Consider the following 21,323-nt stretch of genomic DNA (forward strand, 5'->3'; position numbering starts at 1 on the left):
GACACACTATGACAACCTTATTAATCAAGAACGCGAAACTTCAAGACCAAGAGGGCTTGAAACAAATCCTGATTGAAAATGGTCAATTTTCTCGCATTCTCGATAATGACGCACAAATTAACCATCAAGGTGACATCCTTGATGCTGAAGGTGGCATTGCAGTATCTCCTTTCTGTGAACCGCATATCCACCTAGATACTACTCAAACAGCTGGAGAACCTAACTGGAACATTTCTGGCACTCTGTTTGAAGGTATTGAGCGTTGGGCTGAGCGTAAAGAACTACTATCAATTGAAGACGTAAAGTCTCGTGCGAAGCAAACACTGAAATGGCAAATTGCTAATGGTGTTCAACACGTTCGTACTCACGTTGACGTGTCTGACCCTACCTTAGTTGCATTAAAAGCGATGGTTGAAGTTCGTGAAGAGATGAAAGAGTGGATCGACATTCAGATCGTTGCATTCCCTCAAGAAGGCATTCTTTCATACCCTAATGGCAAAGAGTTACTTGAAGAAGCAGTGAAGATCGGAGCTGATGTGATTGGCGCTATCCCACACTTTGAATTCACTCGCGAATACGGTGTTGAATCGCTGCATTATGTATTTGAACTTGCACATAAATACAACTGCTTGATCGACGTTCACTGTGATGAAATCGACGACGAGCAATCTCGTTTTGTTGAGACACTTGCAGCCCTTGCTCATAAATTTGAAATGGGCGAAAAGGTCACCGCTAGCCACACTACTGCGATGGGTTCATACAACGGTGCTTATGCCTCTCGCCTATTCCGTCTATTGAAGATGTCTGGTATCAACTTTGTTGCGAACCCGTTAGTGAACATTCACTTACAGGGTCGCTTTGATGATTATCCAAAACGTCGTGGCGTGACACGAGTTAAAGAGATGCTAGCGGCAAACATCAATGTGTGTTTCGGCCACGATGATGTGTTTGACCCATGGTACCCACTAGGTACAGCGAACATGCTTCAGGTACTACATATGGGGCTGCATGTAACACAAGTGATGGGCTACGACCAAATCAACAACTCGCTTGATCTGATCAGTAATAACTCCGCTCGCACGCTGAACATCCAAGACAACTACGGTATTGAAGAAGGTAAGCCTGGTAGCCTACTGATTCTTCCTGCTGACAATGGCTTTGATGCAGTACGTCGCCAGGTACCAGTGCAGTACTCTGTGCGTCACGGTAAGGTGATTGCAGAGACTCAACCAGCTAGAACAAAAATTAACTTAGATCAGACTGAAGATATCAACTTTAAGCGTTAATATCGTCTATACTAATCATGAAAAGGAGGCTTAGGCTTCCTTTTCAGTTTGTCATGGCGCGTAACTTTATAAAACCATCAGCTATTTTAGGTAGTTTTTGTTAACCAGCACAACATGACAAAAAAACTCGCTGATTTCTCAATCAATGAGTGTACAACAGGAAAGACTGTGTTAACATGCACTCGCTCTGTTAGCCGGAGTTATTTAAGTTAGATGAATAGTAAAAAATGACATGTAAAATCGTTACCCGTTTTTGTAAGTAGTTTTTCCTTATTTCTTAGCAATATTAAATAATTCAATTATCAGCGCATTGCAGTAATGCAATCAACAATTTAGAAAATTTATGAATAAGGGACAAATTATGTCTAACACAAATACTGGCACTGTAAAATGGTTTAACGAAGAGAAAGGTTTCGGTTTCATTTCTCAAGACAACGGCGGTGCTGACGTATTCGTACACTTCCGTGCAATCGCTTCTGAAGGCTTCAAAACTCTGAAAGAAGGCCAAAAGGTTTCTTTCGAAGTTGAAAACGGTCAAAAAGGCCTACAAGCAGCAAACGTTGTTGCTCAATAATTAGCTTTTAGCTAAAAAGAATTTTAAAGCGCTGATTTTTATCGGCGCTTTTTTGTATCTGTCGAAAAGTTTTCGACACTCCCTTTCCGTTGATAACTTCCTCTACCACACTCTTCAATCTCTAGCCCCCTATTTCAAACAACTACACTTTTACTCATCAATTTAGAGCGTCATTTTCTGAAATCATTGCTAAGGTTTAGTGTTGATATTTACATCGCTGATACAAAGTGAATAACCAAAAATATGTTTAAAGAACAACCCATTAGATCTTACATATGAATACGCAATCGATATTCATAATAAAAATGAGTTATTTATCCAATCCTCATCCATTAATCATATAATTTTTAAAGCAAATACCTGCGAAATCCGCTAACCTTGTCGACAAGTGGCTTTAGTTATTTTGGTATCTGCAGTAAAAATAATGAACAAAGACGAATTTCAGAAATCCACCGCAAATCTAAAAAAAGCGGTGCCTCTTATGATGAAAAACAGGGTGTCTACTACACCTGCAAATTACGCACTTTGGTACACCTATGTCGATAACGCTATCCCACAGCTGACTCAAGACATGGACGGTGTTTTAGAACACTACGGTATTTGCCCTCCAGCCGTTGGTGAGCAGCTATATAACAATTATGTTGCGAGCAAATCCGAAACAAATATCAATGACCTTCGCGCTAATTTGGAACTGTTAGTTTCTGAAGTTTCGAATTCGATGAACGACACCCTGACCGACACCTCTGCATTTTCTGACATGATCGATAAAAGCTTTGAAGATTTAGCTCGTGTTGATAATGAAAGTTTATCGATCGATGAAGTCATGTCTTTGGTTCGTCAACTGGTTTCTGAATCACGTCACATTCGTCACTCCACTCAGTTTTTAAACTCTCAGCTAAACTCTGCAACGTCAGAAATCACCAAGCTTAAAAGCCAGCTGGTAGAAGTTCAGAAAGATGCACTCTTTGATAGCACTACGACACTCTATAACCGACGCTCTTTCGATCGAGATATGGAAACCTTGTGCGAAGCGCAGCAATCTTTGTGTTTGATTCTTCTCGATATCGACCATTTTAAAAACTTCAACGACACCTATGGCCACTTGTTTGGCGATATGGTTCTTAAAGGAATTGCTCGTAAGCTGAAGCTAAGTTGCCGAGAAGGTATCTCTGCTTATCGATTTGGCGGTGAGGAGTTCGCACTCATAGTGCCAAACAAGTCTTTGCGTATTGCCCGTCAGCTCGCAGATACCAATCGTCGATCTCTTGAAAAGCTGTCAATTAAAGATCGCCGCAGTGGTGAACAAGTCGGCAGCATCACCGCATCGTTTGGGGTTGCTGAACTTGAACCCGGCGAATCAGCACAATCGTTGATCGAACGTGCAGATAAACTGCTTTACGAAGCAAAATCACTTGGTCGCAATCGAGTCATGCCTCTTTAGCTTTATCACTGACACACTTAACTAAAGGCAGTGAAGCATTCATCGACATACGTTTAAAAAGAACAACAAAAAGCCCCCAGGACTAACTAGTACGTTAATCTTGGCGGCTTTTGTTCAGCTATAAGTATTGACTTATTACTTACAGGGTTAAGACTCTACAGCGAGCTAAACCTACTTTGTGACACTAAAGCTGATAGCAGTAATTCAAGCAGTAATCTTCGCCACTCTTTGCTCTGAACTCTTTATCTTCGCTACATGCCTTTGGTTTACCTTTTGAATCACCTTGAATCAAGCTGATCCAGTGGCGCATAGCTGCGATAGTCTCTTCGCGCATTGTAGTCGTAGCTTCCATTGGTGATTGGCCGAATGTGGTGCATGATTCTAACTGAATATCATCAATCTCCACCAACTCGATGCAACCCGTCCCTTTATGGCAACCAAACATCACCTCTAAGTGGCTGCCACTGCCATCTCGGAATAAGATTGAGTCTGGGTCATTCTTCTCCCCCATGTACGCTACAAACTGTTTAGGGTGCTTTAGGCCACTATGCTGGCCATCTTTAAAGTAAGCCATGATATGACGGTAATCGACTACATAGCTGGTTACGTCTTGGTGTGAGCCATTCTCTAGTGGGAATAGTCGATCAAGCAGCTGTTTTGCTTTAACTTGCTTCTCAGTTTGCTGGTTGGCACTGATTGTCTCCACGGCAAAGACAGCTTCAGCGATAAATGGCTTTGATTGTTTTTGGATTTCTGTTTTATCGAATGTCAGCATATTCATAGTCTTTCCCTCTTGACCAGTCCGGTGAAACTCACCGATTTCTACAGCGAAAATGTGTCCTAGAGCAATTATTCCAAACTAACGTTTAATTTATTTGTCATTTTGTGAATTGCTTAGTTTGTAGATTAGCGCTTTTTTACATACAATTTCACAACAAAAATTTTACAATGTGAATTTTACAAATATGGCCTTGTCAAAAAGTTTAGTTCGTCAGTCACATTTCCTAGGTACGAAAATACGTAACCTTCGAAAACGTAACCATTTAACGATGGAAGACCTGTCTGCGCGTTGTATTAGGATCAACCCAGAATACGCACCTTCCGTTTCTTACCTTTCAATGATTGAGCGTGGAAAGCGGGTCCCAAGCATCGATATGCTAGAAGTGATTGCCCAGGTCTTTCAGAAAAACCCAACGTGGTTCCTCGACGATGAATCGGAACAACAAGCCATTGCACCTGATAAAGGAAATCGGGGTGGAATAAGTGGCATGGCACTCGAACCGAGCTTCCTTTTTTCCAACGACATTCTTCAAATCGCGATTCCTGAGATGCTTTCGCAAACGGGAATCTCCGGTCGCCAGTTTGCGCATCTATTGATTCGGGCACACCAAGAGAGCAACCAGAACCACTTCCCTGACCTTGAGCGAGCTGCAGAAGAAGTTGGTCTAAAACGTCTTAACCTCAGCGTAGAAGACCTCATAGACATCGCTAGAAGCCTAGGAATCAACATCCGCTGGGTTACACGGACACCTCAAGACGTAGTCGACGAGCTAGGAATTAATGCCAAGCAACTGGTTACTTCATTTTTTGAGCCTCCCGGTACTATCTTCTTAAACGAAATTCTCAAGGAATACCCAACTCGTCTAAAATACGACCTCTCGGTTTATATCGGCCATTGCATTCTGCACAGCAAAGAGGGGCTAAAAAGTGTGTTGTCGGTAGGTAACAACAATACATGGGACGACAACCAAGTTTCAGGCTCTTCTCAGCTGAACTCTCAAGACATTCTTCAAGCATGGCGTGACTTCGAATCTAGCTTCTTTGCCGGAGCACTGCTGTGTCCGAAAGTCCCATTTAGACAGTTACTCGACCGCACTGGTTACGAAATCGACGTTCACAAAAGAGCAGGGGTTTCCCCCTCTGTTGCAATGCGCCGAATGACAGTAGTATCGCCCTACCCTCACTGGCATTACTTTGATGCTTACGGGCCTGGGAAGCTCAAGGCGGTATACCGCGGGAACGGGATTCCACTGCCTTGGGGAAATATGAGAACGGTCGCTGATCCATGTCAACATTGGGCTGTGTTCCGTCGATTATCGGAGCCTCGAGCGGGAAGCTCGGCTCAAATCTCCATTTTAAATGTGGGAGACGAGCCAAGAATCTACTGCTGTGAATCCATCAATATGACGGATCCCGCGGGTAACAATCGTGTGTTGTGTGCTGGTATAGATCTCAACCCTGCGATTGATGCTCAAGGCGGTAATTCAAGAGACATAGCAGAGCAGCTAAAAGCATCATGTGTTAACAACGGTGGCTCTGTGGCAATCCCGCGCAACATCAAGAAAGATCTCACGACAATAGCCAAGATTCTAAATATAAATTGGATTGAACGTGGGATAGAGACAGAGGCAAGGCTTATCTGCTCCAGAGGTGGAGAATGCCCTCGCCAACCAAGCTGTTATTCGAAGTGTGGTGAGTAAAGAAGTAATAACAAAAAATAGAACCTAAAATTCAGGCAAAAAAAACCAATCACAATAAGGGTGATTGGTCATATATTTTGTGTGAACAAAAAAGGTTCACTAACAACGTCAGTTGGCTAGGTGACCCTCGGCTTAAGAAGGGTCACCATTACCAATGCAGTATGCGTGCCAACTTTTAAAACACGTATTTACTACGCATCTGGACACGTATTGTTCGTAAATGCTTATTTGTTTTGCAAACTGAAATTGCAAATTGCAAAATCCAACAAAAACGCTAGTGATTATGTTGTTATTAATAAATCCTTAAAGATTCATTTCCCTTTCCCAAAATGCCGTACTTCCCTTAGGTTCAATCACTTTAAACAGCAATAAACCTCTCCTGAGTTACAAATCAACGCCCATAAAAAAACGCGAACATTGAAATTCAATATTCGCGCTTATTTGAGTTAGATAGCAGAAAGTCCCGAATCAACGAGAACTCTCCTAAAAAGCACTCTCGTTATTGGACCTTTATGATCTATCTAAGAGACTCTACTTCTGAGGAGCTGGCTTAGAGCGGCTTCTAGACGGTGACGGTTTGTTGCCTGTCGGCTTATTTGACGACTTGCTCGGACCGTAGCTACCACCGTAACCAGACTTCTTAGGCTTACCTGCGTTATTTGCAGCAGGTTTATTGCCCGCATTACCGCGTTTAAAGTTACTGCCGTTGTTTCTTACTGATTTATCTTCACCAGTCGCGGCTGAATTGTTTTCAGTAGGCTTCTTTCCAGACGTTGGATTACGTTTTGGCGCTGAGCCATTACCTGCTACATGACGCTTATTCTTACCTGCTGGCTTGTGTCCACGAGCGTTATCACCAGAGCGTTGACCATCAGCATGCTCACGTGGCTGTTTTGCTTTTTTCGGCTTCTTAGGCTTGATTGGACGTGTATCTAAACGAGATTCTGGTAGCTTGTTTACTGGCGAGAAGCCTTCAAGCTCACGACGCTCTAGTACTTGTTGAATAAGACGTTCAATACCGAACAACTCGCCCACTTCATCAGCACAAACCAGTGAAATCGCTTTACCTACTTCACCAGCGCGGCCAGTACGACCGATACGGTGTACATAGTCTTCTGATACATGTGGAAGATCGAAGTTAACTACTTGGGGCAGTTGTGGGATATCGATACCACGAGCAGCGATATCAGTTGCAACAAGTACTCGTACCTTACCCGTTTTAAAGTTCTCTAAGGCTTTAGTACGTGCACCTTGGCTCTTGTTACCATGAATAGGTGCAGCAGTGATGTCTTGTTCTTCAAGGAAGCGAGCAAGCTTATTCGCGCCGTGTTTCGTCTTGCTGAACACCAACACTTGTCGCCAATCGTTATCTTTGATTAGCTTCGCTAGCATTGCGCTCTTTTTCTTTTTGTCTACTGGGTAGATGCTTTGCTCAACGGTTTTTGCCGTCGAGTTAGCAGGGCTTACTGAAATCTCAACAGGATTGTTAACTAAGCCTTTCGCTAAGCTGCGAATATCATCAGAGAACGTCGCTGAGAACAGTAGGTTCTGACGTTTCTTAGGTAAGAAAGCCAAGATCTTACGGATGTCACGGATGAAGCCCATGTCTAGCATGCGGTCAGCTTCATCTAGCACTAGGATTTCTAGTTGGTCAAAACGCACGGCATTTTGGTTATATAGGTCAAGTAGACGACCCGGTGTCGCCACCAACACATCACTACCTTTACGCAGTTTTTGCATCTGAGGGTTAATCTTCACACCACCAAACACAACCGTAGAGGTAAGCGGTAAGTTAATACCGTACTTCACTACGCTGCCATTTACTTGCGCAGCAAGCTCACGAGTTGGCGTTAACACCAGCGCACGTACTTGGTTCTGACGTACGCGAGGGCCTTTTGACAACATTTCAAGAATAGGTAGCGTGAAGCCTGCAGTTTTACCTGTACCTGTTTGAGCAGCGGCCATCACATCTTTGCCCGTTAGGACAGCTGGCACGGCTTTCTCTTGTATTGGTGATGGCTTATCGTAACCTTGTGCTTCAATAGCTTTAAGGATCGGTTCAGAAAGGCCAAGGGAGGTAAAACTCATAGATTATTTTCTCAGTTGAATAACATTTAGTATGAGCAACACGTTAAAAAATGCGTTGCTTCAGCTTTTGCTCATCAAATACATTGATACGGAGCAAAGCGCGGTATTCTGAGGCTTTTCCCCACATTCAGCAACTAAATTCTAATCGCAGCTCAAATTCAACCTAGATAACTTGACGCTTCTGTTCGTACATTTTTTCATCAGCCGCTTTCAAGAGCGCATCGACATCATTGTAGTTGTTATTATGAATAACCCAACCAACACTAATTCGAAGATAAATAGAGTGCGCCTCGTAAACAACTGGTGCCGCGCACATCGCCTTTCGTAGTTTAGTCACGATCGACGATACGTGCTGATCATCAATGATGCGTGGCAATAAAACTAAGAACTCATCACCGCCTATCCTTGCGACGATATCTGAAACTCGTAGTTCACTCCTAATTCGGTTTGCACACTCGATCAATACCTGATCGCCAGCTGCATGACCATAAGTGTCATTGATCGCTTTAAACCCATCGAGGTCGATATTTACAACGGCAAACGTTCTCGCTCGCTGTTTTTGAGTAGTTTTAAAGGCCTGCTTGAGGCTATACATAAAGTATCGACGATTCGGTAACATCGTTAGCTCATCATGCATTGAGCGGCTATCTGCAATACGGTACAGGCGATAAATCGTAAAGAAGGCAAACGCCAACACTAGCATTATGGAATAACCCACTAGCCTTACCGCTTGGATTCGGTACCAAGGTTCATCCATCAATACATATTCGTTACCAGAAAGAGCAAGGTACCAACCACCATATGGGAAACTTACCTGTTCGGTGGCAAACGCATTATCGAACACATCCTGAGTACCATAAAAGACAGCGCCATCTTTACCTGAACTGTTTTTACCACGTATCGCAAGTTGATACTTGTTCTCGATCTTCCCGATTCCGACATCTTCAAACAGCTCGTCTAAGCCAATAGCAGCGCTAGATACACCCCAGTAATCTTGATTGAAAGGCGGATCTCGGAAGATCGGAGTACGTGTAATAAGGGCTTGCCCTCCTTGAAACAGCTCAAAGGGACCCGCAATAAACGTATTGCCAAGATTACGAGCTATCTCTACAGACTCCCATTGGTTTGGGTGATCGCGATAATTAATACCTAGAACCTGCTCATTACCTTCCAGAGGGTAAACAAAATTTAGAATGTCGTCTTTGGCGAGTGCGATAAGTCGAATATGGAAGCCATCTTGAATGATATTCTCAGCAATCTTGTCCCAGTTTTTCACTTCACTATCAGGGTTAATGGTCACTAAAGTCGAGAAATTATTGAGGATATACATATCCGACACGATCGCGACTTCAATCCGAGAACGAATAATGGATAGTTGCTTTTTTGCCTCTGAATACGATTCGTTTTTAAGAAAAATTAATTGCTTGGCGTGAAAAAACTCAATCGCGCCAACTATCGCAAGGAAAAAAAGAACAGATACTATTTTGGCAGACCACTGCTTGCTAGAACCACTTGGCATTTACGAACCTCTAACACTTTTGTTCTATATACTGCCTGATAACGGCTCATTTCTGGCTTATTGCTCCAGTATGCCGCTAAGTCATTAAAAATCTATACTAACGTCTACTATCTATCAAATATTGTGCCATTCATCACTTCAGGTCTGTTAACTATACTAATTACTTAATCAAAAAGGGTTAGTAAACCTTATAAAGCTTACATTGTATTGACTCAAACCTTACATTAAAGGATTCATCGATGTTATTTTACATAGACTATTAATCAGCTTGGTACCTCACGACATGAAGCTAAAAACGATTACACTGTGCACATTACTATCGGCCTCAATTACGGTCGCTGTTCACGCACAAGAGAACGCTCTGGCGACAAATGTATCGAGTATTCAATCCCAAGCCGATTCGCTCAATTCTCAAGAACAATCTTTCAAGCAATCTGCTGACCTCATTCGCGCTACCTACGAAAGCCAACTTTACACCCTGCCTGCATTCAAAGAGGGTCACTACGGACTACGCATGTATCGCCAGACATTAGATGATAAGTATTCTGCTGCGGTATGGAGTGACATGGCACGAGTGGCAAGCAAGCTCAACACCCTGTCGAATGACGTTCAAACCATGGAACAAATCGTGCTCTACTCAGAAAAGCGCGTTGCATCTTATGTTGGCGATAGCGATGAACGCAGTGTTCGACGCTACAACATCACCAAGCACATGCCAGAATACCTTTACCTAGGCGTTGACCTTCTTGGTTCTATGGCTCGTGCCAATGAATACGGTTTAGAACACAAGAACGATGCCAAACTACGTGAAATCATTCGTCGCTATGACTTCTCACGATACGTTACCAATGAAGACATGGTGAAAGCGTGGGCAGCTCAATTAGCCAATCAAGTCTACTGGCTACGCCAGCTAGGTGAACAAGATGTGGTTGATGAGTTCGTCGACACCTTCAAAAAAGCGTACCCAGACGATAAAGACAAGAAGCTCTCTAGCCAACAATACGGCAATAAGATCTATGGTATGACACACGTGATCTTTGGTGATTCGGAATATTATCAACACCAAGTAAGCGAACAAGATCATCAATGGATCTACGATTACTTCAGAGAAAACATCGATACAATATTGCTTCGTGCGAAAGAAGATGTCATTGCCGAGGTTGGCTTAACTTTCCTGTTGGCAGGCCTTGAAGATGATCCAGTTGTAGAGAAGACTCGACTTGCTATCCAATCCTCGATTGATAAGAAGCGCGGTATGATCCCTTCAATCACCGGTGATTTTGACCTTGAATACGGAGAGCACCGTAACGTATTGGCAATCATGTTGCTTGACTGGCAACAAGTGAATGAAGCACCAACCTTCAAAGGGAACCCAAAGATATTTAAAACGATTCCTTACGGGCTCGTTGAGAATAAATAGAACACTTAAGCCAGACGACAAAAACCAAAAAGCCGCACACCTTTAAGGCGTGCGGCTTTTTAATACCTGAAAAATATCAATAGCGCGTACAAAGCATAAAGCTAAAACGCTCAGACAGCCTTGTTCATCACTATAGTGAAATCACCTTCGGTGTAACCCTCAATCAAAGAGACATCGTCACACAGCGTTTTACAAAAGCGATAAACACCTTGAGGATGATAGCTCATCAAGGTATTGCGCGAAGGGTACTGGCTAGAGTCGAGAAGATTAAATATGACGGTTTGATTCGCTAGGTCAAACATCCGAGTAATCATATTCGTCAGGTAATCAGAATCTCGAGAAATGTAATTCAATGAGCCGCTAGCAATAACCACGTCATGGGTTTCAAGAGGCATCTTGCTCATATCACCCGCAATAAATTGGCAGCGAGCTTCTGTGTACTTTTGCTTGGCCTTTTTGAGGAAGCCTGCGTGTTGGTCAACACCGGTGTAAGATTGAATGCGGTAGATGCTGTCGAGCAGCTCGAACAATTCCCCATAGCCACACCCTAAGTCCAAAACACTCTTATTTTCGAAATCAGCCGAACGAGCAATCACTTCGAAGCGACACAACTGACTCTCTTCATTGGTCCAACCTAAAGACTTTGCCTTATCCCCTTTCCAACGCTTGGTTTGCTTTCGGTGATACCAATACACCTTAAAACGATCACGCCAATGCATTACATACTACTCAATCATATGATCAAATCAGCTAGACTTTAGAGTCGTTCGAAAACAGACCACCGATCTTGTATCCAATCGCATAACACACCACAGCGGCAGTCACAAACACCAGTGCCGAGAAGAAGTACGCGACCGATGCTGCTACTCCAGTACCCCACACGACGCTAAACACCAAACCGAGATAAGCCTCTTGTGGCCACTGATAGATAGGAAACTGAGATCCACCAGCAATAAAATAAACCATCGTAAACAAGCCAATGAAAGTAGCAATAAGACCGATGATAACGCGCATATTCATGGAAAAACCTTTGATTTATTGGACTTGGTTGCCTTTGTTCTGAATCACAACCTAGTGTTCTTAATCGCAACCCGATGATATACAAGTATATCGGATAAAAGAGGTTGCCTCTATTACTCTTCCGAGTGAGCGTTACCCACCGTATAACCAATGACGTAATGGCCAGACTTAACGATCAGGCACAAAAAAGCGGACACCCTTCTCACGTTGAATCCGTAAGAAAAGTGTCCGCTTTAACTGAATCTAGCTTAAAGCAGGATGAAGATACCCGCTAAACATGCGCTCATTAGGTTTGCTAGCGTACCAGCTGCTACTGCTTTCAAACCTAGGTTAGCAACTTCAGCACGACGCTCTGGCGCCATCACACCGATAGAACCCAGTTGAATCGCGATAGAGCCGATGTTAGCAAAACCACATAGAGCAAATGTCACAATCACTTGGCTGTGTTCAGATAGCAGTGCTTTGTTCTCAACGAAATCGATGAAAGCAACAAACTCGTTCATTACGATCTTCTGACCGATGTAAGAACCCGCCATCAATACTTCATCACTCGGGATACCAATCAGCCACGCTAGTGGTGAGAACAGGTAACCAAAGATAGCTTGCAGCGTAATACCCGCAAAACCGAACGTCTCACCTAGGCTTTCTAGGCCTGTGTTGACCATCGCAATCACACTCACGAATGCAATCAACATAGTACCAACAGCCACTGCGACTTTCATACCGTTCATCGCGCCGCTTGCCAATGCATCAATCACGTTGCTTTGGTCTGCTTTATCTAGTTCAATGTGGTCGTAGTCACTCGGTGTGCTGCGTTCAGGAACAATGATCTTCGCCATTAACAAGCTGCCCGGAGCTGCCATGAAGCTTGCGGCAATAAGGTATTTAAGTTCAACACCTAAACCAGCATAACCACCAAGTACACTACCGGCTACCGACGCCATACCACCTGCCATGACAGCAAACAGTTCAGAACGAGTCATAGACTTTAAAAAAGGACGAATAAGAAGAGGAGACTCACCCTGAGAAAGGAAGATATTACCTGTCGCAACCAGAGATTCAGCTTTACTTGTACCCAGCAGTTTTTGCACCGCTCCGCCCAGGATTTGAATCACTTTCTGCATGATACCTAAGTAATAAAGCGCAGAGATCAAAGCACTGAAGAAGATAATGATTGGAAGTACGCGAACCGCGAAAATGAAGCCTTCAGTAGCAAGGTCACCGAAAAGGAAAGCAATACCAGCATCTGCAAAACCAAGCAGGCTAGAAACGCCGTTACTCAGGCTTGTTAACGCCAACTGTCCCCATGGGAAATACAACACTAGAGCAGCAAAGCCAATTTGAAGTAGTAGAGCACGAGAGACCGTTTTCCAGTTAATCGAAGAACGACTTTCAGATAGCAGGTACGCGCAAGCAATCAGTGCAATAACACCGACAAAACCAAATAGAATATTCATAATGTGTCCTAGTAATCCTTATAGAGTGAACATGAGCCAAGCAAATGACATCAAAGGAACAGGACAAAGAACCGCAAGCAAAACGCTACGCGATGAAGGAGCTAACAGAGTTAGCGACTGTAACAACGAGTTGTTCATGTAAAAAATCACCTTATACAAGCAGTGGAACGTAGCTGGTCCGGTCCGTGGGGTCATTCACATATCCATGTGACGGCTTGTATTGGCTAAGCACCGGCTTAAAACCGGAAGAGAAGTATAAACAGTTAAGTGAGACTTTCATCACATTTTTTTAACGCAAACGATCGCGCGGTCAAGGATTAAACAAAATGTATTGTTTGTCGTCGTTTTCGAGCTTCAAAACTGTAGACAATTTGTAGGGAGTTGAATTTGTAATGTTGAGTCTTTAAGTGTGTGAGCGTAATCACTCGGTTAATTCTGTGTGATTCTTACTACTTTTCTGTGCTCTGCCTCATTTCCCGAGACTTCAAGATTCATCTTAAGTTTAGATGCGTATATACTTTGTATGATCTCATCAAATAATTATCTATAAAATACCAATAGAGCTGATTAGATATAACAGCCATCGAGACTAAGAGAGGAAACACGTGAAGAAAATGGAAGCTCCGCACGATATGAGCAATGGAGCTAGATTCAAAACAAATAGACACGGCTATGTGACAGTAGTTGAATATTATAATACCTATACTGTTATTGTCGCGTTTGAAAACACCGGAAATATCCGTGCTATCAGTGCGGCGAAATTACGTACAGGCCAACTAACCGATCGCTCTGTCGCACCTGAATCAATTATGATTGGAGAAAAGGTTGAATCTGTTAAACACGGAATATTAACCATTACTCAAGTTGAATCTGAAAATATTGTTGTACTGACCAATGCAAATAATGAAGAAATTAGAATGTTATTGCCTGCAGTACAGAAAATGAAAGATAAAACTGAAGAAGTCGACAGTGAAAATATTGCCTCCCCAAAACCAACCTCGCTTAGCCAGTTGACGAAAAGAAATAAAAAAACCAAAGACGTTAATAGCATGCTTAAGAAAATGCTTACTGACTACGGTCGATACGATTAATTCTCTATTTTCTACAATAAAGCCTCTATAGATTTATAGTCTGATATAAAAACTAATTAAGCCTGCCTTTCTCAATAAAATACGTTGCATATTCGAGTAAAAAGTTAAATTTGATCAAAGTCTCACTCTGGATCTTTACTACAAATTAACGAGATCTCCATCACAATCTCATTTTATCTTTGTGATGGAGATCTTATTGAAATCTGAATATTTCCATTACTATGCTCTCACACAATAAGAGAACGAAGTTTCTCAACCCCAAAAATCCAATTGAGACAAATATTATGAAAAAGATTCTTGTAGTTTGCGGTAACGGCCTTGGTACTTCTCTAATGATGGAAATGGCAGTGAAAGAAGTCGCTAAGAAAATTGGTTTTGAAGCAGAAGTTGATCACGAAGATCTATCATCTGCAGCATCAAGCAATGCGGATATTTGGGTTGCAGCAACAGATGTTGCCAACCAACTAAAAGATGCTGGTAAAGAGAACATCATCAGCCTGAAAAATATTTTTGACAAAGCATCAATTGAAGAACAACTAAAAACTTTCATGTAAGGTCAAAATTATGCAAAACTTTTTCGAGTTCATGCTCGGCTTATTAAAAGAGCCGGCAATCATGGTAGGTTTAATAGCTTTTATTGGCCTTGTTGCACAGAAAGCTGATATTTCTACCATTCTGAAAGGCACAATTAAAACCGTAATGGGTTTCCTAATTTTAGGTTTCGGTGCAGGTGCTCTTGTTGGCGCACTAAATAATTTCTCAGTTGTATTTACTGAAGCATTCGGCGTAAGTGGTGTTATTCCAAATAACGAAGCAATTGTTGCATTAGCACAAGAAGCATTCGGTTATGAAATGGCTCTAATTATGTTCTTCGCGTTCGTTGTGAATATTTTATTGGCTCGTATTACTCCTTTAAAATATATATTCTTAACGGGCCACCACACAATGTTCATGTCTATGCTAGTGGCAGTAATTCTATCTACAGCAAACATTGAAGGCACGGCACTCGTCGCAATCGGCTCGATCATTGTGGGTACATTGATGGTTGTGATGCCAGCTCTAGGTCAAAAGTACACAGAAAAGGTGATGGGTACTGATCAGCTGGCTATCGGTCACTTCTCTACCCTTTCTTACATCGTATCTGGCTTCATTGGTAGCAAGTTCGGTGACACATCGAAAACAACTGAAGACATCCAAGTTCCAAAAAGCTTGATGTTCCTACGTGATACACCAGTAGCCGTAGCAACAACGATGGCTATCTTCTTCATGCTTGCATCTATTATCGCAGGCGGTGAGTTTGTAGAAACAGTATCAAGTGGTCAAAACTGGGTTGTATTTACTTTCATGCAATCTCTTATCTTTGCCGGTGGTGTTTACATCGTACTGCAAGGTGTGAAGATGCTAATTGCTGAAATCGTTCCTGCATTTAAAGGTATCTCTGACAAGCTAGTACCGGGCGCGAAACCTGCTCTAGACTGCCCAATGGTATTCCCTGTAGCGCCAAACGCGGTACTTATCGGTTTCCTTTGTTCTTTCGCTGCTGGTCTACTAGCGATGGCTGTACAAGGTGCCCTTGGTTGGACAATTATTGTAGCGGGCGTTGTTCCTCACTTCTTCGTAGGTGGTGCAGCAGGCGTTTACGGTAACGCGACAGGCGGTCTTCGCGGTGCAATTCTAGGTTCATTCACACAAGGTCTATGTATCTCTTTCCTACCAATGCTACTGCTTCCAGTACTAGGCGGCCTAGGTCTTGAAGCAACAACATTTGCGGACTTCGACTTCGGTGTGGTTGGTCTTATCCTAGGGTGGATTGTTTCATGAGCCTATTCGATTTAATTGGTAACCAAGGCGTTATCATCAACTCTGAAGAAAACCTAACAGTTGATGCCGCAATTGATGTGACCTGCTCAACTCTGCTAGCGAACAACAAAATTGAAGCAAGCTATGTTGAAGCTATCAAGCAAAAGCACAAGGACATCGGCGCGTACTATGTTCTAGCTCCAAAGATTGCAATGCCTCATGCTCGTCCTGAAGATGGTGTGAACGAAGCATCATTGCAAGTAACGGTATTCAAGAAGGGTGTTGATTTAGAGTCGGAAGACAACGGTGACGTTTACCTTTCAATTACTCTGGCGGCAATGGACTCAGATAGCCATATCCATACGATTATGGCGCTATCAGAGTTATTCCAAAATGATGATGACATTGATGCCATTATCGCAGCGGAAACTGAGCAAGCGATCATCGAGATCTTAAAGCGATACTAGCTTCAATTTTCAGGTCTTAGCCTTTAGCTCCTGCTAATGTTTATCTCCTGAAAGCCCCCATTAAAAAAGCGATAGCCTCGGCTATCGCTTTTCTGTTTCAGGTGCTTAGGGCTTGCCAGCCTATGATTTACAAAAATTCATGGCTTACAAATACGTGATTTACAAGTAAATCACACCACTAAGCACTCACTAGTGTTAAAACGCGTACATTCTTTTATCGGTCGATAATTCAAAGCAGTACTGTGCGTGTTTTTCAAGACATTCAAACACTTCTCGATCTAACTTATAGTTTTCAACATGGTCTCTCAAAATAGCCATCGTCTGTTCTAACGTCATGCCCGCACGATAAGGGCGAGACTGAGTCAACGCTTGGAACACATCCACCACAGCAACAATTCGACTCGGTTGATCCAGCTCTTCCGCCGTTTTACCCATCGGGTAGCCTGAGCCATCTAACCTTTCATGATGATTAGATGCCCACTGGCAAACCTGAGGAGAACTGAATAGCTCCTGCAGAGCGAATCGCGTGTCCGTAGCGTGGCGTTTAATGCAGCAATATTCTTCTTCAGTAAGTAAATCCGGCTTATGCAGAATGTCGTTAGGGGTTTGCAGTTTACCGATATCATGAACCAAACCCGCTAAATAAAGTTTACGCTGAGTGGTGTATGAATAACCCATCTGCTTGGCGAGGTATTCAGAGAGCTGCCCTACCTTCAAAGAGTGTTTAAAGGTAAACGAACTCTTGGTATCAACAACATTGGCAATAAATTCAGCGAAGGCGACCGTCTCATCCAACGACATTTGCTGAGAGAAGAAAGGCACAGGTTCAAAGTTATCCCTCATATTTTCAATGTAAGGGATCTCCATCGAGAACCAGAAATCATCCAAATCGACCAATTCGCACATGTGTTGCACAAGGTTGGATTCGAACATTTCATCCGCTTGTTCTGTTAAGAGTTCAATAATGCTGGCTTTGCCACCGGGTGTGAGGTTTCCATAACGATCTGAAGAAGTGATGCCATACAAGTAGTCGACCCTATCGGCAAGCATCACGATGGCTGCTAACTCTTTTTCTAACTCGCTAATATGAATAGCCTTTAACTCAACCCAAGGGGTGTGATGATAAAGCACTGGCTTAGCGAATATAGAAAGAACCGGACACTCTTTTAGAATTTGGTAGCCCTTTTGACAATGGTGGTAACTCGAGTCAGGAATGAACCCTGAAACCAAACTACGTTGCTCATCAATTTGAGAGACACCACAGTCGTGAATTAACCCCAATGAGAACGCAAGTTGCGCCTGCTCTTCTTCCCACCCGACACTCAGAGCACATCGATACGCGATGTAACCCACCCTCTGTCCATGATTCTTGCTTTCAAAACCGACGTTATCAAGCGCCTTCGCAATACCAAATAGAGCCTTTCTAAGGTCTACGGTTACATTCTGGCAATGTTGATTCATTATTTAAGCCTAGCATTTTTATAGTTTTTATATATTTAGGTTGCCAATACTAATGCATAGTTAATGATTATATACACAACTATTGTAAGGTTTAATGAGTTTCGTGATAGAACTAACGTATCACGTAATATTCGTGCTACAAGTTGTTGCATATTGTTTATTATGCGACATTATATCCTGCTGTTAATCGTACATTTTCAAACCAACCGAGGACAAAAACACGTATGTTCGAAACTGTTATAGACGAAGAACTCTCCATTGCATTGGTCGAAGAAAGCTTCGCGACCCATTACGCTGACTATTCACAAAGCCAAAATGAGTATCTTAGCCAGTGGTTAGCATGGCCACCGCACTGCAAAACAGAGCAAGATTTTAGGATTTTCATCCAACGCTCATTACACGATTATGCTGAAGGGAAAAGCATGACATGTGCCATCGTGTATCAAGGAAAGATCGTCGGTAACTGCAGCTTCAATACCATCGACCACAATACCAAGAAGGTAACGATTGGTTATTGGTTGTCACAGACTCAACAAGGCAAAGGCATCGTCACTCGTGTGGTTCAAAAACTGATTGATATTGCTTTCAATGAGTTAGATATGGAAAAGATTGAAATATCAGCCGCTACTGAGAACATGAGTAGTCGTAAAGTTTGTGAGCGCTTACATTTTACATTGGAAGGCATCATCACTTGTAACGAGAACTTGAATGGTCGCATCATCGACCACGCTATTTATGGCTTGCATCGTTCAAAAAGATAAACGATAAGCGATAGCTATTTGAAAATTCCAGAGAGTCGCTAGCAAGTTCACGATAAACACCTGTAGATTAAAAATAACAAAGCCACGGCATTCGACCGTGGCTTTGTTATTTTACGAGCCTAAATAGATCTTAAAGCACCCAGTTATACGACCTTAGGAATCACGATACTAAATTTAGCGCCGCCGTGATTGCTGTCATCGATCTTGATATCCCAAGCAAGCTTCTTAGCCGCCGAAATGGCAATCGCAAGCCCTAACCCCGAGCCTCCCGTACTCGACGTTCTGCTTGAATCTAGGCGAGAAAATGGCAGAAAGACTTCATCGCGTCTATCTTCTGGAATCCCAGAACCGTTGTCTTCAATAACCACTAGCCAACTTTCCGAGTTTTCATCGAGAGTCATCCAGATTTTATCTTGTGTGTAGTTACCCGCGTTCTTGAGAATGTTATCGAATACCAAACGAGCCATCATGCAATCGCATTTAATATTGAAGTCTCGCGTTATCTTAGATTCAAAGATGATGTTATCTAATTCCGAGTAACGAATCCTATCCAAGCAATACTCAGCAAGATCCGCTCTCACTTTCACCAACTCAAAGAAAGAGTTATCCATCACGTTCAACTTCTGACAGCATGATAATTTCTGAGGTCAGCTCGTTGATGTCTTCAATATAACCATCAATGTCGTCAAACAATGCTTGATGATGACTTGGTGCCCCTCTCCTCAATAGATCCGTTGCTAGCTGTATACGGCTCAACGGCGTACGAACTTCATGTGGGATGGCTTGGGCGAAGATATGACTTTGCTTAACTTTACTTTCGATCTCTTCAGCCATGACGTTAAAGCTGCAAGCAAGATCAGACACTGGATGTATCTCATCCATACTAGAACGGGTACTCAACTTACCTCGACCAAACTGCTTCTGCTTCTCAACGAGTAACTCGATTCTTTCCTGAAAGCGTCTCACCGGTAAATAAACACTTGCACCAATTGCCACGATAACAGCCAGCAGTAGCCCTAATAGGAAATGCCTTTCAGAATCCTCATACCATTCAATATCAGGCGAGAAGAAATCTCCTACCTCACTGAATGCAAAGCTAAATTTAGAGTTGGGTAGTTGAAATACAGCCGAATAGAGGTTATTTTCACTTAAATATATTGGCACACCGTTTAAGGTCGTATATAACTCACATCGTTGGCAGGGAGTCTCTCCCGACCAATCTTTCAACAGGCGTAAATCGAAGATATAAAATTGTTGGTAGCCTGTTCTATCGAGTGTTTTATATAGCGAGTCTTCTTGGTTGTGTTGGCGAACATACTGTTCAGCAAAGTAGATCCCATCATTAAGGAAGGTTTCGATCTCGGTCCTTCGCATGTACCCCTCACCAAGGTTCACAAATAAAAATATCGTTGCCGACATCCCAGTCACAATCCCAAGGTATAAACGAGCAAACATCGAAACCGAGCGAAGTTTCGCAGTAATGAACTTACGCAACCAGCATGTACCCCTTGTTGCGAACCGTGCGGATCAACTGTTTGTCTTTGGCGTGAATACGTAGCTTTCGGCGCAAACCAGATACTCGCATATCAATCGAGCGGTCGTTAAAGGCATAATCAATGCCTCTAAATAACTGACAGCACTGGTCTCGAGTGACAACCTGAGAAATGTTATTAACAAGAAGATTTAAGATTTCAAATTCGGCCGAGGTGAGCTTGAGGTTTTGTCCATACAGAGTGGCACTTTGGGCTGCATTGTTGATCACGATATCGCACTGTTTTTCAACTGTTACTTCCGGAGCAGGAACAGCTCGACGTAATAACGCTTCAATTCGTGCCAACAAGGCATGACCACGAATTGGTTTTGCAACGTAATCATCCGCTCCAAACTTGAACAAGCTAACCTCGCTCATTTCATCGGCAGAGGCGGTCAACACTAAGATCATTCCATTGTAAAACTCACGAGCTTGACGACAGATTTGCGCGCCGCTCATACCTGGAAGCATCAAGTCCAGCAGAACTAAATCAGGTTCAATACTTCGGATCGCTTCAAGTGCCAAATTCCCTTCATGAACAACGCTAACATTGTAGCCTTCAGCTTCGAGGTAAAGCGTCGTTAAACGAGCTATCTCTTGGTCATCTTCAACAATGAGCACTTTGGTTTTTGACATTTCTATCACCAGTATTTATTAAAAGCGAGGGCAGTATATATACTGTTCATATATCATCAACATTGTGGTTAGAGCCCCAATTTTACCGTACGCAAAACATAGTAATCACTTTTGTACATACACGTTTACAAACACAGGGTTCAGCAACCAATACGCCTCAATTTATGAAGGTTTCACCATTCAGAACGATCTGCTAGGGCTGTATTAATCGCCTATCCACCACTTACATTCGCTTTATTTTCTTACTTGCACTTACATTTGAGGCATTTACAAAACCCTATCAAATCAACC

At 42.8% G+C, this 21,323-nt stretch carries 18 protein-coding genes and 1 pseudogene; 10 read left to right on the top strand and 9 right to left on the bottom strand.

Features of this window, described 5'->3' with window-relative positions:
• Positions 1 to 8: 8 nt before the first annotated feature.
• The 3 genes from AB8613_RS16520 to AB8613_RS16530 all read left to right on the top strand — a co-directional run bounded on the left by AB8613_RS16520 (position 9) and on the right by AB8613_RS16530 (position 3,301).
• Positions 9 to 1,286, top strand: a complete 1,278-nt coding sequence (locus tag AB8613_RS16520) for a cytosine deaminase (RefSeq protein ID WP_372385266.1) — start codon at positions 9 to 11, stop codon at positions 1,284 to 1,286.
• 361 nt (positions 1,287 to 1,647) lie between these two features.
• On the top strand, positions 1,648 to 1,860 hold the full coding sequence (locus tag AB8613_RS16525) for a cold-shock protein (RefSeq protein ID WP_004730009.1): 213 nt from the start codon (positions 1,648 to 1,650) through the stop codon (positions 1,858 to 1,860).
• A 424-nt stretch (positions 1,861 to 2,284) separates the two neighbouring features.
• On the top strand, positions 2,285 to 3,301 hold the full coding sequence (locus tag AB8613_RS16530; protein ID WP_060981653.1) for a GGDEF domain-containing protein: 1,017 nt from the start codon (positions 2,285 to 2,287) through the stop codon (positions 3,299 to 3,301).
• Positions 3,302 to 3,485: 184 nt separating this feature from the next.
• Here the strand turns inward: AB8613_RS16530 and AB8613_RS16535 are convergent, their stop codons facing one another.
• Entirely contained in the window at positions 3,486 to 4,082 is a 597-nt protein-coding gene (locus tag AB8613_RS16535) for a hypothetical protein (RefSeq protein WP_146492743.1), read from the bottom strand.
• A gap of 169 nt (positions 4,083 to 4,251) precedes the next feature.
• Between AB8613_RS16535 and AB8613_RS16540 the strand changes: the two genes are divergently transcribed.
• The gene (locus AB8613_RS16540) at positions 4,252 to 5,781 is read left to right on the top strand and encodes a DUF3612 domain-containing protein (RefSeq protein ID WP_019823380.1); all 1,530 of its coding nucleotides are present in this window, start codon (positions 4,252 to 4,254) and stop codon (positions 5,779 to 5,781) included.
• Positions 5,782 to 6,312: 531 nt separating this feature from the next.
• On the opposite strand, the gene AB8613_RS16545 is transcribed toward AB8613_RS16540, so the two are convergent.
• Complete coding sequence (locus tag AB8613_RS16545) at positions 6,313 to 7,869, bottom strand: DEAD/DEAH box helicase (RefSeq protein ID WP_372385267.1); 1,557 nt, start codon at positions 7,867 to 7,869, stop codon at positions 6,313 to 6,315.
• 163 nt (positions 7,870 to 8,032) lie between these two features.
• Positions 8,033 to 9,388 carry a diguanylate cyclase domain-containing protein gene (locus AB8613_RS16550; RefSeq protein ID WP_372385268.1) on the bottom strand — a complete coding sequence of 452 codons (1,356 nt, stop codon included), beginning with the start codon at positions 9,386 to 9,388 and terminating at the stop codon, positions 8,033 to 8,035.
• Between the two features lie 283 nt (positions 9,389 to 9,671).
• Here AB8613_RS16550 and AB8613_RS16555 point away from each other — a divergent pair, with 283 nt between their 5' ends.
• A complete protein-coding gene (locus tag AB8613_RS16555; RefSeq protein WP_146492740.1) occupies positions 9,672 to 10,808 on the top strand; it encodes a DUF3541 domain-containing protein in 1,137 nt (378 codons plus the stop codon).
• 110 nt (positions 10,809 to 10,918) lie between these two features.
• Here the strand turns inward: AB8613_RS16555 and AB8613_RS16560 are convergent, their stop codons facing one another.
• The 3 genes from AB8613_RS16560 to AB8613_RS16570 form a co-directional block, all read right to left on the bottom strand.
• Complete coding sequence (locus AB8613_RS16560; protein WP_372385269.1) at positions 10,919 to 11,527, bottom strand: class I SAM-dependent methyltransferase; 609 nt, start codon at positions 11,525 to 11,527, stop codon at positions 10,919 to 10,921.
• Between the two features lie 31 nt (positions 11,528 to 11,558).
• Positions 11,559 to 11,828 carry a hypothetical protein gene (locus AB8613_RS16565; RefSeq protein ID WP_146492738.1) on the bottom strand — a complete coding sequence of 90 codons (270 nt, stop codon included), beginning with the start codon at positions 11,826 to 11,828 and terminating at the stop codon, positions 11,559 to 11,561.
• A 248-nt stretch (positions 11,829 to 12,076) separates the two neighbouring features.
• Positions 12,077 to 13,285: a NupC/NupG family nucleoside CNT transporter gene (locus AB8613_RS16570; RefSeq protein WP_146492737.1), complete on the bottom strand. Its 1,209-nt coding sequence runs from the start codon at positions 13,283 to 13,285 to the stop codon at positions 12,077 to 12,079.
• Positions 13,286 to 13,899: 614 nt separating this feature from the next.
• Here AB8613_RS16570 and AB8613_RS16575 point away from each other — a divergent pair.
• The 4 genes from AB8613_RS16575 to AB8613_RS16590 all read left to right on the top strand — a co-directional run bounded on the left by AB8613_RS16575 (position 13,900) and on the right by AB8613_RS16590 (position 16,643).
• Entirely contained in the window at positions 13,900 to 14,376 is a 477-nt protein-coding gene (locus AB8613_RS16575; protein ID WP_372385832.1) for a hypothetical protein, read from the top strand.
• A gap of 284 nt (positions 14,377 to 14,660) precedes the next feature.
• Complete coding sequence (locus AB8613_RS16580) at positions 14,661 to 14,930, top strand: PTS sugar transporter subunit IIB (RefSeq protein ID WP_017064872.1); 270 nt, start codon at positions 14,661 to 14,663, stop codon at positions 14,928 to 14,930.
• Between the two features lie 10 nt (positions 14,931 to 14,940).
• Positions 14,941 to 16,197: a PTS ascorbate transporter subunit IIC gene (locus AB8613_RS16585; RefSeq protein WP_146492736.1), complete on the top strand. Its 1,257-nt coding sequence runs from the start codon at positions 14,941 to 14,943 to the stop codon at positions 16,195 to 16,197.
• The gene (locus tag AB8613_RS16590) at positions 16,194 to 16,643 is read left to right on the top strand and encodes a PTS sugar transporter subunit IIA (protein ID WP_029405610.1); all 450 of its coding nucleotides are present in this window, start codon (positions 16,194 to 16,196) and stop codon (positions 16,641 to 16,643) included. The genes AB8613_RS16585 and AB8613_RS16590 overlap by 4 nt, the downstream gene beginning before the upstream one ends.
• A gap of 195 nt (positions 16,644 to 16,838) precedes the next feature.
• Here AB8613_RS16590 and AB8613_RS16595 read toward each other — a convergent pair whose 3' ends face one another.
• The gene (locus AB8613_RS16595) at positions 16,839 to 18,104 is read right to left on the bottom strand and encodes an HD-GYP domain-containing protein (protein WP_372385270.1); all 1,266 of its coding nucleotides are present in this window, start codon (positions 18,102 to 18,104) and stop codon (positions 16,839 to 16,841) included.
• A gap of 224 nt (positions 18,105 to 18,328) precedes the next feature.
• On the opposite strand from AB8613_RS16595, the gene AB8613_RS16600 reads away from it, so the two are divergent.
• Positions 18,329 to 18,865 (top strand): GNAT family N-acetyltransferase, encoded by a 537-nt coding sequence (locus AB8613_RS16600; protein ID WP_017083233.1) that lies wholly within the window; start codon positions 18,329 to 18,331, stop codon positions 18,863 to 18,865.
• A gap of 143 nt (positions 18,866 to 19,008) precedes the next feature.
• On the opposite strand, the pseudogene AB8613_RS16605 reads toward AB8613_RS16600, so the two are convergent.
• Both AB8613_RS16605 and AB8613_RS16610 read right to left on the bottom strand, forming a co-directional pair.
• Positions 19,009 to 20,359 (bottom strand): annotated as a pseudogene (locus AB8613_RS16605) (sensor histidine kinase).
• Positions 20,352 to 21,032, bottom strand: coding sequence for a response regulator transcription factor (locus AB8613_RS16610; protein ID WP_285953532.1), 681 nt, complete (start codon positions 21,030 to 21,032; stop codon positions 20,352 to 20,354). The pseudogene AB8613_RS16605 and the gene AB8613_RS16610 overlap by 8 nt, the downstream one beginning before the upstream one ends.
• Between the last annotated feature and the right edge of the window lie 291 nt (positions 21,033 to 21,323).

The sequence above is a fragment of the Vibrio sp. BS-M-Sm-2 genome (genome assembly GCF_041504345.1).
Classification (GTDB): domain Bacteria; phylum Pseudomonadota; class Gammaproteobacteria; order Enterobacterales; family Vibrionaceae; genus Vibrio; species Vibrio satsumensis.